This window comes from Microbacterium galbinum, assembly GCF_023101185.1.
Lineage (GTDB): Bacteria > Actinomycetota > Actinomycetes > Actinomycetales > Microbacteriaceae > Microbacterium > Microbacterium galbinum.
Map to the genome: position 1 here is coordinate 1014121 of NZ_CP078077.1, position 12232 is coordinate 1026352.

12 protein-coding genes are annotated in these 12232 nt (G+C 69.8%); 5 read left to right on the top strand and 7 right to left on the bottom strand.

Annotated elements, in window-relative coordinates; translation table 11 throughout:
- Window positions 1-72 precede the first annotated feature (72 nt).
- From KV396_RS05070 to dnaK, 3 genes are read right to left on the bottom strand one after another with little or no spacing between them, the layout of a single operon-like run.
- Entirely contained in the window at window positions 73-1059 is a 987-nt protein-coding gene (locus tag KV396_RS05070; protein ID WP_247957055.1) for a DnaJ C-terminal domain-containing protein, read from the bottom strand.
- 7 nt (window positions 1060-1066) lie between these two features.
- Window positions 1067-1726 (bottom strand): nucleotide exchange factor GrpE, encoded by a 660-nt coding sequence (locus tag KV396_RS05075; RefSeq protein ID WP_247624333.1) that lies wholly within the window; start codon window positions 1724-1726, stop codon window positions 1067-1069.
- Window positions 1727-1728: 2 nt separating this feature from the next.
- Complete coding sequence (gene dnaK / locus KV396_RS05080) at window positions 1729-3594, bottom strand: molecular chaperone DnaK (protein WP_247957056.1); 1866 nt, start codon at window positions 3592-3594, stop codon at window positions 1729-1731.
- Between the two features lie 291 nt (window positions 3595-3885).
- Between dnaK and KV396_RS05085 the strand changes: the two genes are divergently transcribed.
- Both KV396_RS05085 and KV396_RS05090 read left to right on the top strand, forming a co-directional pair.
- Window positions 3886-4812 carry an NAD(P)/FAD-dependent oxidoreductase gene (locus tag KV396_RS05085; protein WP_247957057.1) on the top strand — a complete coding sequence of 309 codons (927 nt, stop codon included), beginning with the start codon at window positions 3886-3888 and terminating at the stop codon, window positions 4810-4812.
- 58 nt (window positions 4813-4870) lie between these two features.
- Window positions 4871-5527, top strand: a complete 657-nt coding sequence (locus KV396_RS05090; protein ID WP_247957058.1) for a hypothetical protein — start codon at window positions 4871-4873, stop codon at window positions 5525-5527.
- Window positions 5528-5542: 15 nt separating this feature from the next.
- On the opposite strand, the gene KV396_RS05095 is transcribed toward KV396_RS05090, so the two are convergent.
- Entirely contained in the window at window positions 5543-6004 is a 462-nt protein-coding gene (locus tag KV396_RS05095; RefSeq protein WP_247957059.1) for a DUF3817 domain-containing protein, read from the bottom strand.
- Window positions 6005-6089: 85 nt separating this feature from the next.
- Between KV396_RS05095 and KV396_RS05100 the strand changes: the two genes are divergently transcribed.
- A complete protein-coding gene (locus KV396_RS05100; RefSeq protein ID WP_247957060.1) occupies window positions 6090-7004 on the top strand; it encodes a helix-turn-helix domain-containing protein in 915 nt (304 codons plus the stop codon).
- Window positions 7005-7104: 100 nt separating this feature from the next.
- On the opposite strand, the gene KV396_RS05105 is transcribed toward KV396_RS05100, so the two are convergent.
- On the bottom strand, window positions 7105-8295 hold the full coding sequence (locus KV396_RS05105; protein WP_247957061.1) for an MFS transporter: 1191 nt from the start codon (window positions 8293-8295) through the stop codon (window positions 7105-7107).
- Window positions 8296-8424: 129 nt separating this feature from the next.
- Between KV396_RS05105 and KV396_RS05110 the strand changes: the two genes are divergently transcribed.
- Entirely contained in the window at window positions 8425-9831 is a 1407-nt protein-coding gene (locus tag KV396_RS05110) for an MFS transporter (RefSeq protein WP_247957062.1), read from the top strand.
- 15 nt (window positions 9832-9846) lie between these two features.
- Here the strand turns inward: KV396_RS05110 and KV396_RS05115 are convergent, their stop codons facing one another.
- Entirely contained in the window at window positions 9847-10407 is a 561-nt protein-coding gene (locus KV396_RS05115) for a MarR family winged helix-turn-helix transcriptional regulator (protein ID WP_247957063.1), read from the bottom strand.
- Between the two features lie 107 nt (window positions 10408-10514).
- Between KV396_RS05115 and KV396_RS05120 the strand changes: the two genes are divergently transcribed.
- Window positions 10515-11345, top strand: a complete 831-nt coding sequence (locus KV396_RS05120) for a hypothetical protein (protein ID WP_247957064.1) — start codon at window positions 10515-10517, stop codon at window positions 11343-11345.
- A 248-nt stretch (window positions 11346-11593) separates the two neighbouring features.
- On the opposite strand, the gene KV396_RS05125 is transcribed toward KV396_RS05120, so the two are convergent.
- The gene (locus KV396_RS05125; RefSeq protein ID WP_247957065.1) at window positions 11594-12232 is read right to left on the bottom strand and encodes a hypothetical protein; all 639 of its coding nucleotides are present in this window, start codon (window positions 12230-12232) and stop codon (window positions 11594-11596) included.

The following is a 12232-nucleotide window of genomic DNA, read 5'->3' on the forward strand; positions in this document are numbered from 1 at the left end:
GTCGCTCCGCTCCTCGCTCAGGGACCGGTGAAAGTGCCCGGTTCCTGAGCGAGCGGAGCGAGACGAAGGACGTCATCGCCGCGCCTTCGCCATGAGCTCGGCGCGGGGGTTCTCGGTCGGCTCCAGGGCCTGGAACTTCTCGAGCGCCTGGCGCGCCGCCTCGTCGAGGTGCGTCGGCACGGCCACCTGCAGCTCGGCGAGCAGATCGCCGGTGCCCTTGCCGGTCGTGACGCCGCGGCCCTTGACCCGCAGCACCCGCCCGGAGGGGGTGCCGGGGGCGACCCGGAGCTTGACGACGTCTCCGCTCAGCGTGGGGACCTCGATGGTCGCGCCGAGCGTCGCCTCGGTGAAGGTCACCGGCACCACGACGCGCAGGTTGAGGCCGTCGCGGGTGAAGACGGGATGCGGGCGCACCGTGATCTGCACCACGATGTCACCGCTCTCGCCCCCGTCCGGCGAAGGCCGACCGCGGCCGCGCAGACGGATCTTCTGCCCGTCGGCGACCCCGGCCGGGATCTTCACCTTGAACGGCTTGCCGTCGTCACCCTGCAGCGAGATCGTCTCCCCCTGCACGGCGGTGACGAAGTCGAGGGTGGTGCGGGCCGTGACATCGGCACCGCGCTGCGGGCCGCCGAAGCCGCGGAATCCGCCGCTCGTCTGCCCGAAGCGTCCGTTGCCGAAGCCTCCTCCGCCCTGACCCTGGTTGAACATCGCGAAGATGTCCTCGAAGTCGGCGGACTGCCCGCGCCCTCCCTGGCCGAAGCGACTGAAGACGTCTTCGAACCCGCCGGCGCCCGAGCCGCCCGCCGTGAAGCGGGCGCCCGAGCCCATGGCGCGGATCTCGTCGTACTCCTTGCGCTGCTCGGCGTCGGAGAGCACCGAGTACGCCTCGCTGATCTCCTTGAAGGTCGCCTCTGCCTTGGCATCACCCTGGTTGGAATCCGGGTGGTACTTCCGTGCGAGCTTGCGGTAGGCCTTCTTGAGGTCGGCCTCGCTCACGTCCTTCGAGACCCCGAGGGTCTTGTAGAAGTCCTTGTCGAACCAATCCTGGCTAGCCATGCATCACCTACTCCGCGGGTACGGCGACGACGACCTTCGCAGGACGCAGCTCGACGTCTCCGAGGCGGTATCCCACCTCGACGACCTCGAGGATCGTGGTCTTGTCGACGCCGGGCGTCGGCTGCTGGAAGATGGCCTCGTGGCGCTGCGGGTCGAACTCCTCGCCCTTCTCGCCGTACGAGACGACGCCGAGGCGCTCCACGACCGCGCGCACCTTCTCGGCGATCACGGCGAAGGGGGTGCCGTCGACGAGGTCGCCGTGCTGGCTGGCGCGATCGAGATCGTCGAGCACCGGGATCAGGCCCTTGACGGCCTCGCCCTTCGCGCGCTCGATCTCGACCTGGCGCGACTCCTCCGTGCGGCGACGGTAGTTCGCGTACTCGGCCTGCAGGCGCTTGAGGTCGTTGAGCAGCGTCGACTCGAGGTCGGCGAGCACGGCGTCCTCGGCCGCGGCCTCACCGGTCTGCGTCGCGCCGAGGATGTCGTCGACCGTGAGCCCTTCGACAGGCTCAGGAACCGAATCCATCGCGTCGACCGGCGTCTCATCCGAGCCCTCGGCCGCTGCGGCCTCGGTGGAGTCCGGATTCTGCGGCGCGGGGCCGGATGCCTGAGCATCCGACCCCTCGCCTGCGACTCCGTTGTTCTCTTCGAAGTCCTTGTCAGCCATGATTACTTCTTCTCGTCCTCGTCGTCGACGACCTCGGCGTCGATGACATCCTCGTCGGACGAGGATGCATCACCCTGAGGAGCGTCGCCCTCGGGAGCGGCACCGGCCGCGGCATCCGCCTGCGACTGCGCGTAGATCGCCTCGCCCAGCTTCGTCTGCGACTCGTTGAGCTTGTCGAACGCGGTCTTCACGGCGTCATCGTCCTCGCCGGCGAGAGCCGTCTTGAGGGCGTCGACGTCGGCCTGGACCGACTCCTTGACGTCGGCGGGGAGCTTGTCCTCGTTGTCCTTGATCAGCTTGTCGATCGAGTAGGCGAGGGTCTCGGCCTGGTTGCGGACCTCGGCGGCCTCACGGCGCTTCTTGTCCTCGGCAGCGTTCTCCTCGGCCTCGCGCACCATGCGCTCGATGTCGTCCTTCGACAGCGACGAGCCGCCGGTGATCGTCATCGACTGCTCCTTGCCCGTGCCCTTGTCCTTGGCGGACACGTGCACGATGCCGTTGGCGTCGATGTCGAAGGTCACCTCGACCTGCGGGATGCCGCGGGGGGCCGGGGCGATTCCGGTGAGCTCGAAGGTTCCGAGCGGCTTGTTGTCGCGGGTGAACTCGCGCTCGCCCTGGAAGACCTGGATCGCGACGGACGGCTGGTTGTCGTCGGCCGTGGTGAAGGTCTCGCTGCGCTTGGTCGGGATCGCGGTGTTGCGGTCGATGAGCTTCGTCATCATGCCGCCCTTGGTCTCGATGCCGAGGCTCAGCGGGGTCACGTCGATGAGGAGGACGTCCTTGCGCTCGCCCTTCAGGACACCGGCCTGCAGAGCGGCGCCGACGGCGACGACCTCGTCCGGGTTGACGCCCTTGTTCGCTTCCTTGCCGGTCTCGCGCTTGACGAGCTCGGCGACGGCGGGCATACGCGTCGATCCACCGACGAGCACGATGTGGTCGATGTCGGCGACCTTGATGCCGGCTTCGCGGATGACGTCCTCGAAGGGCTTCTTGGTGCGGTCGAGCAGGTCCTTCGTGAGGTCCTCGAACTTCGCGCGGGTGACGGTCTCGCTGAGCGAGACGGGGCCCGAGTCGGTGAGCGAGAGGTACGGGAGGTTGATCGAGGTGCTCGTCGAGGACGAGAGCTCCTTCTTCGCCTGCTCCGCAGCCTCCTTGAGGCGCTGCAGGGCGATCTTGTCACCCGAGACGTCGACACCGGTCGTGGACTTGAACTGCGAGATCAGGTAGTCGACGAGGCGCTGGTCCCAGTCGTCTCCACCGAGGCGGTTGTCACCGGCCGTGGCGCGCACCTGGATCGTCGAGAAGTCGTCGTCCTTGCCCACTTCGAGCAGCGAGACGTCGAACGTTCCACCACCGAGGTCGAAGACCAGGATGAGCTCGTCTTCCTTGCCCTTGTCGAGGCCGTACGCGAGGGCCGCGGCGGTGGGCTCGTTGATGATGCGCAGGACGTTGAGGCCCGCGATCTCGCCGGCCTCCTTGGTGGCCTGGCGCTCGGCGTCGTTGAAGTACGCGGGGACGGTGATGACCGCGTCGGTCACCGTGTCGCCCAGGTACGACTCGGCGTCGCGCTTGAGCTTCATGAGGATGCGCGCGGAGATCTCCTGCGGCGTCCACTTCTTGCCGTCGACGTCGAAGGTCCAGTCGGTTCCGATGTGACGCTTGACCGACGCGATGGTGCGGTCGACGTTCGTGACGGCCTGGCGCTTGGCGGTCTCACCGACGAGCACCTCGCCGTCCTTGGTGAAGGCGACCACCGACGGGGTGGTGCGGAAGCCCTCGGCGTTGGCGATGACCTTCGGCTCGCCGCCCTCGAGGACGCTGACGACGGAGTTCGTCGTACCGAGGTCGATTCCCACAGCACGTGCCATGTTGTTCTCCTTTGTGTTGCTGACGATGGTTGGTCTGAAAATCTGCGGCGATCAGGAAACCTGAGTCGCGATGGCTCAACTGTACATCGACGCGAGATGACTGTCAAACAAACTTGATATGAACTGGCTCAACTTTGATCCCAGAGCGATGTGGGCCACCGGCCGAGTCGCATGGCAGGATGGAAGTAAGGCGAGCCTTACCCGATGCGGCTCGCGGCGGCGTCGCCCGGGCGGCGCAGCCGCATCCCATCCGAGACCGCGTGCGCGACGAACGCAGGTCAGGAGGATGCTGTGGACCACACCGAATACGACGTGATCATCATCGGCGGCGGCCCCGCCGGGCTCTCGGCCGCCCTCAACCTCGGCCGCTCCCTCGCCCGGGTGCTCGTCGTCGACGCCGACCGGCCGCGCAACGCCGCCACACTCGCCTCGCACGGATTTCTGACGCGCGACGGCATCCCGCCGCACGAGCTGCGCCGACTCGCCCGCGCGGAGCTCGCGGCGTATCCGAACGTCGAGATCCGCTCACGGGTGCGGGTGGTCTCGCTGCGCCGGACGGATGCCGGGTTCACGGCCGAGATCGGCCGCCGCGAGCCCGCGGGAACGGCATCCGCCCCGGCGGTGCTGATCGCGACCGGCCTGCGCGAGACGCTCCCCGCGGTGCCCGATCTGCGCGGCTTCTACGGCATGAGCCTGTTCAGCTGCGCCGCCTGCGATGCGTGGGAGCTGCAGGGGCGCACACTCGCCCTGATCGGCGAGACGACGGACCTCGCCGACCGCGCCCGCCTGATCTCGCGCTGGACCGAGAGCCTCACGGTGTTCACGAACGGGGCCTCGGTCGTGAGCGCGCAGGAGGAGGCCGAACTCGCCGCCGCCGGAGCGGTGGTGCAGCGGCATCCGATCGTCGAGCTCGTCGGCGACCGCGGGCAGCTCGAGGCCGTGCGGCTCGCCGACGGCACCTCCGTCGCGGTCGAGGGCGGGTTCGTCCGCCCGGAGTGGGATGCCTCTCTGCCCTTCCTCGACGGCATCGACCCGGCGCGCGACGCGGCGGGCCACCTGCTCACCGATCGCTCCGGGCGCACCGACGTCGCGGGGTTGTACGCGGCGGGCGATGCGGCGGCGCCCGGCCCCCAGCAGTTGATCGTGGCGGCGGGAGCGGGCGCGCGGGTCGCGGCGGTCATCGTGCACGACGGGCTCGGGATCGCGACCTCGCACTGACGCCGCATGGGCAGTCCTGCCCCTGTGCGAGGTGAACGCGAGTGATTAGGCTCCCCGTATGCCCTCGATGCCCCTCCCCCGTCTCGCCGCCGCCCTCGTCGTGACCGCGGCCCTCCTTCCGCTGAGCGGCTGCATCTACGCCCAGATCCCCGCCGACGCGCCCGCAGCGGAGGACACGACCACCCCCGCGCCGGAGGAGACGTCGACCGCCGACGGCATCCCGACCACGCTGTCGTTCGACGACGGTCTCTCCCTCCCGTCGACCGCCTACATCCAGTGGGGCGACGGACTGCTCGTCGACGAGGGGTGGGAGATGGCCTCGCCCGACGACGGGCAGGGCAACTGGAGCTACGCCACGGTCGACGGCTCCTGCACCGCGCACTTCTGGCAGGGCACGATCGGTGCCGACATGCAGGTCGCCGGCGACGACAGCGCCACCTCGGATGCCGTCATCGCCGCCGTCCTCGGAGGATCCCCCGAAGACATCACCCCGAACGCGACGACGGGTGCGTTCAGCTATCAGGTCGGCGGCAACGACGCGGTCGAGAACCGCCAGGTCGTCGGCCAGGACACCGGCCGCACCTGGATCGTGGCGGCTCGCGCGTTCAGCGAGGTCGGGGTCGGGCTGTACGTCATCGTCGACTGCACGACCGGCGACCCCGCCACGGTGCTCGCCGAGATCGCCGACACCAACTCGGTCGTCGTCACGCCCTGAGGGCTGCGGACGCGCTCACTTGCCGCCGGGAGGACCCGCGATCAGCAGGATCATGTAGAGGGCGACGATCGCCACAGCCAGCAGGAGCACGAGCACGACCGGCCGACGCAGGAACCAGCGCATGAGGCGGTCGTACCAGCGGCGGTCGCGCGGGTCGTCGGTGGCCTCGAGGCGCCAGGCTCCCGCGAGGCGCCCGGTGCGGTGCAGCCAGATCTCCATGGGGATCGTCGCGTACGGCACCACGGCGCTCGCGACCGCGAGGATCGCGACCCCGACGTGCCAGCGCTGATTGACGGCGACGAGCAGCGCAGTCGCCCCGTAGGCGAGGAACACGAACCCGTGGATGCCCCCGCCGATCGTCACCACGATGCCCGGGGCACCGAGGGCGCGGGCGATGATCGCGCCGATCAGGAGGGTCCAGGTGATCGCCTCCGCGATCGCGAGAACTCGGTACAGGCGGTCGGGCGTTCGAAACACGGGACTCCTCGGGTGGGGGTGGTTCCAGGGTATCTGCGGCTCCTATGAGCGGAATAAGGCCGGGCACGACCGCGTTTCCGAAAGCATGACTGTGGATGCGGATGCTCTGGCGCGCGTGCTCGCGACCGTCGACCTCCGCGTGGGCTTCGCCCGCCGCGTCCCCATCTCCTCGGGCGAGCTGCTGCCGATGATGCCCGACGCCATGACGCTCGTCTACGTCGCCGAGGGCGGGGTGGCGGGGCATCCGCCGCTCCAGGCCGGATGCCGCCTCGACGTCGATCGCTCCTCGCAGGAGGTGTCGGTCGATGCCGGCGCACCGCGCGATCTCCTGGTCTCCGGCGACGCCTTCCTCACACGGGGCGGCTCCCCCTTCGCTCTCGAGGCCGACGGCGACACCACTCTCATCGTGCTCGACATCGAGCTCGCCGACGCGGCATCCCCGCTGCTCGCCCTGCTTCCCGATCTCGTGACCGTCACCGGCTTCGACGCTCTCGAACCCGCCGCCGCCACGCTCGCCGCCGGCATGGGGCTCGTCGACCCGACGCAGTTCCCGCTCCGGCGCACCGATCCGGTGATCTGCAAGCTCATGGCGACCACCGTGTTCCTGTCGGTGATCCGTGCGTGGGCCGAGAACGGCTGCGCGCCCGCCGGATGGCTGCGGACGTCGAGCGACCCGTTCCTCGACCGCGTGATCGACGCGATCCACGACGAGCCCGGCCGCGACTGGACCGTCGAGCGCCTCGCGAGCGTCGGCGCGATGTCGCGCTCGACCTTCGCGGAGCGGTTCCGCAGCGCGATCGGACGCTCCCCCGCCGAGTACGTCACCGAGGTGCGCGTCGATCAGGCCAAGCGGATGCTCGATGCCGGGCGGTCGGTGTCGGACATCTCGCGCGCTCTGGGCTACGCCTCCGACGAGGGGTTCAGCCGCGCGTTCCGCCGACGCACCGGCATGACGCCGTCGTCGTGGCGCCTGGCCCACCGCACGCCGGTCTCGGCATAGCCTCTCGCGCGCGAAAACGGAGACGTCACGGTCAAGGCTCGGCGTGTCCCCCTCGGACACGCCGAGGGAGACTCGACCGGTCTGGGTTTTCGCCCGCCACTCAGCCGCGCACGCGGTTCGAGAGCCCGAAGAGCACGGCGCCGACGACCAGGAGTGACGCCCCCAGCACGTAGGCGACCTCGACCCCGGCTCCGTCGACGAGGAATCCGCCGAGTCCGGCCGCGAGCATGATGGCGCCCTGGAATCCGACGACCACCAGGCTTCCACCGGCCTCCAGTCGCGACGGCATCCGGTGCCCGACCCACGTGTTCACCACGATCAGCCACGAGGCGAAGAAGAAGCCCCACACGAACACGACGACCGCGATGCCGACGACCGAGCCCGAGAGCAGCAGCATCGAGGCGACCGACACGGCGATCACCAGGGGCGCGAGCACGGCGAAGAACGCGAAGGTCTTGTCGATCACGAAACCGATGACGAGATTGCCGATCAGACCTCCGGCGCCGAACAGCGCGAGCAGCACGACGATGGTCGTGGCATCCGCATCGGGAATGCGCTCGAGCGCGAGCCGCACGTACGTGTAGGCGAGGAAGTGCCCGAGAACGACGAAGACGTGACCGATCAGACCGAGTCCGATGCCGGGCTGACGGACCGTGTCGACCAGCAGGCGGATGCTCGACGCCTGCGCCGCGGGCACCGAGGGCAGCAGTGCGCGCAGGGCGATCGCGAGGAGTCCGGTGGCGACGCCCGCGATAGCGAACACCGTGCGCCAGTCGACGATCTCGGCGAGCATGACGCCGAGCGGCACACCCGCGACGGTCGCGAGCGAGGTGCCGGCGGCAGTGAACATCACGGCGCGGCCGAGGCGCTCGGGGCCTGCGATGCGCGCCGCGACGGTGATCGACATCGACCAGAAGGCGCTGATCGCCGCCCCCAGCAGGAACCGGGCGAGCAGCACGATGATCAGGTTCGGGGCGATCGCCACGATGAGGTTCGAGACGGCGGCGGCGAGCGCCATCCACACCAGCAGCGACCGGCGGTCGAGGCGCGGGAAGACGAGCCCGATGGTCGGGGCGACGATGAATCCGACGAGCGCGGTGACCGTCACGGTCTGACCGGCCTGCCCGGGCGTCACGCCGAGCGCGGTGGCCATCTCGGTGAGCACGCCGTTGGGCAGGAACTCCGCCGTCACGAGCAGGAAGCTCATGAGCATGACGACGATGAGCCCGCCGTAGCGCATCCGTCCGGCCGGGGCGGATGCGGTGGTGGGCACGGGGGAGGTGATCGTCATGCGTCCAGCCTGATGCACACGGATGCCGCGCGCCCGACCGCCCGTCCACGGCATCCGACCGATCGTCCGGGGCCTGCGGCACGGCGCGCCGTCACCGCCCGTTCACCGGGTGCGGCCAGACTTCGACTCATGAGCGCACCCGAATCCCAGCCCGGCGTCCCCGAGCCGGTCGCCACGGCGAACAGCGGCGCCGTCGCCGTCATCGGCCTCGAGCTGCGCGGCGAGACACCGGCCCCCAAGAAGCAGGTCTTCTCGTGGGCGCTGTGGGATTGGGCGACGCAGCCCTTCAACACGGTCATCCTGACCTTCGTCTTCACCGCCCTCTATCTCGTGGGCGAAGGGTTCCTGCCCGCCGACATCGCGGCACTCGACGAGAACGACCCGGTGCGGCTGGCGGCCGAGGCCGACCTGACCTCGGGCCTCGGCCTGGGGTCGACGATCGCGGCCTTCGGCATCCTGCTGCTCGCTCCCGTGCTGGGTCAGCGAGCGGATGCCGCGGGGCGACAGAAGCTCTGGTTGGGCATCGGCACCGGCGCCCTGATCCTGTGCATGCTGGGGCTGTGGTTCGTCGAGCCGACGCCGAGCCTGTTCTGGCTGGGTGTGGCGCTGATCTCGGCGGCGACGGTCTTCCAGGAGATCGCGGCTGTCAACTCCAACGCGATGCTCATCGGCATCGCGAACCCCCAGAACGTCGGACGCATCTCGGGTCTCGGCTGGGGCTTCGGATATCTCGGCGGCATCATCGCCCTCGCGATCGTGGTGGCGTTGAATGCGGTCGACTGGTTCGGGATGCCGACCGACAACGGTCTCGTCTACCGCCTGATCGCGGTCGGCTGCGCAGTGTGGGCGATCGTGTTCAGCATCCCGATCTTCCTCAACGTGCCCGAGCCCTCGCTCGGCCGCCCCGAGCGCAAGGTCGGGTTCTTCCGCTCCTACGTGCTGCTCGTGAAGGACGTCGCCGGTCTCTACCGCGACCCCGAGACGCGCCCGACCTTCTGGTATCTGCTCTCGAGCGCCGTCTTCCGCGACGGCCTCGGCGGAGTGTTCGCGTTCGGGGCGATCATCGGCACCGCGGTCTTCCGGTTCGAGACCGACGACATCATCATCTTCGGCATCGCCGCGAACCTCATCGCCGGGGTCTCGACGATCCTCGCCGGGCGCCTCGACGACCGCGTCGGCCCCAAGCGCATCATCCTCGTGTCGATCGGCTCGATGATCGTCGCCGGACTCGCGGTCTTCCTGCTGCGCGACGGCGGGGCGATGGTGTTCTGGATCGGCGGACTCATCCTCTGCGCGTTCGTCGGACCGGCGCAGGCCGCCGCGCGTTCGTTCCTCGCCCGGGTCACCCCGGCCGGACGCGAGGGCGAGATCTTCGGCCTCTACGCGACGACCGGTCGCGCGGCGAGCTGGATGGCCTCGGGCGCCTGGACGCTGCTGATCGTGCTCACGGCGCAGACCGCCTTCGGCATCCTGGGCATCATGATCGTGCTGATCGTCGGCTTCCTGCTGCTGCTGCCGGTCAAGGCGCCGCGCTGATCGGAGCCCCTCGGGCTAGCGCTGCCAGTTGTCGGCGAGCTTGTTGAGAAGACGGGCCAGCTCGGCGCGCTCCTCGTCGGTGAACGCGGCGAGCGCGCCACTGAGCAGCTGACGCCGCTCGCCCCGCACGCCGCGGGCGAGGCTGCGCCCCTCGTCGGTGAGTGCGATGCGCGTGCGACGGGCGTCATCGGGATCGGCTTCGCGCCGCAGGAATCCGTGGTCGACACCCTGCTGCACGAGCCGCGAGGCGCGCGGCTGGTCGACACCGATCGCCGCGCCGAGCTCGCTCACGCTGAGCGGTGCGGATGCCGCGGCGAGGGCTTCGAGCATCCGCATGCGCGCGGGTCCGCCGAGGCGGCCGGAGGGATCGCCCATCCACGGCGGCATGCCGGGGTGCCCGTGGCCGAACGGCCCTCCGCGCTCTCCGCCGCGCGGTCCGCCGTGCCAGCCGTGCGGACCGCCGTGACCGTGATCGTGGGGCCCCCCGCGGTCGCCGCGGTCTCCCGGCCGACGTCCGCGCAGACGGGACAGGGCCTGGGCGATCGCTTCGGCGGGGTCGATCTCTTCGGTGCTCACACATCGATTTTACATGCGACTTGACATGCATTCACATCGCATGTCACACTACATGTACATGCACAGTGACATACATGTGCACCCTGACATGCAAAAGGACGCAACCCATGAACACCTCTGAACAGAACCCCGAGAACACCGCCCGCCCCTTCGGCTACTGGCTGAAGGCCGTCGACCGCCTCATGGCGGCCGAGTTCGCCGCCGCCTTCGACCGCGAGAGCGATGAGGTCGGTCGCCGTGACTGGCGACTCCTCAACGTCGTCGATGGCACGATGCCGGCGCGACGCCCCCTGAACGAGCACAAGCTGCATCGCCTCGTCGAGCGCGGCTGGGTCATCGCCGACGGCGACGGCTGGACGCTCACCGACGACGGACGCGCAGCGAAGGACCGCCTCGGCGCGATCGTCGACGGCATCCGCGCGAAGGTCACGGGGGCCGTCTCCGAAGACGAACTCGCCACCACCCTCGCCTCGCTCGAGAAGATCGCCCGCGCCTTCGGGTGGGACGAGGAGACCCCTCTCCCCCGGTCGCGCCGCCACGGCTTCGGCCCCCACGGACGCTTCGGAAAGCACGCCGGCCCGCGGCACGGCTTCGGCCGCCGTCACGGTTTCGGCCCCGGATTCGGCCCGGGTCGCGGCTTCGGCCCCGGCTTCGGCCCCGGTCGCGGTTTCGGCCCCGGTCGCGGCTTCGGCCCGGAGCACGGCTTCGGACCGGATGCCGACGGCGAGCGCGACTTCGGACCCCGTCACGGCTTCGGCCCCCGACACGGCTCCGGCTCCGACGCGGACTGCGGCCACGGCTCCCACGGCGAGCGCGGTCACGGACCCCACGCCCACGGAGACCACCGCGGGCACGGTCAGCACCGCGCCGCTCGCCTGGCGCAGCACGCCTACGAGCGCGGCTTCGACGCCGGCTTCAGCCGCGGACGCGACGCCTGACCCGAGTCACCCCATCGAGAGAGGGGCGGATGCTTCGGCATCCGCCCCTCTCTCGTCGTGCCCCTGTACCCAACTCAGGAAAAATGGCGCTCACACCCGTCGAATCGGCCGAAACGGCGCCGATTCATGGCGTCCGTCCTGAGTTAGTGCCACGCTCCCCGTTCACAACTCCTCACAACCGCCCGCCGAAACCCCCGAAGTCCGGGTTTCCGGGCCTTCGCGTCCCGTTTCTCCGGAGCTATGAACGCTCAGATCGGCAGAGCGTCGGCGCCGGACACCGGCGCCGCGGCCACGAGGGTGCTCGATCCGTGGGCGGACGAAGCATCGTCGAAGCCTGGGATGTTCAGGGTCGTGCTCGTCGCGAGGTAGATGACGAGGGCGATCGCGCCGGCGAGCAGCAGCACGAGAATGCTGAAGATCGCGACGGTCCACGCCCGATACCCGCCGGATGCCGGAACCTCGGGCGCCACGAATGCCGGGTCGGGTTCGGGTGCCGTCGACGCGGCGTCGGGAACGACGGCGGGCACCGACGCGGGTGGGGTACGACGACGCAGCGATGCGGATGCCGGAGCACTCACGGCATCTCCGTCGAACGTCGGCGGTGGAGGGACCACAGCGTCACCGGTCGTTCCCTCGAAGGCAGGAGGCGGGGGAACGATGTCGTCGGTGGACGCCGACAGCGGTGGAACCGACCCGGTCAGCGGACCGTCGAACGCGGGCGGCGGGGGCACGACGATGTCGGCCCGATTGTCGTCGAAGACCGGGGGCGGCGGCACGACCGCGGCGGCCGCCGCATCGTCGAAGACGGGAGGCGGCGGGACGACGGCATCCGCCTCGCCGTTCTCGCGCTTGTCGGGGTCGGGCGGGGTGATGCTGTCGCTGGTCAT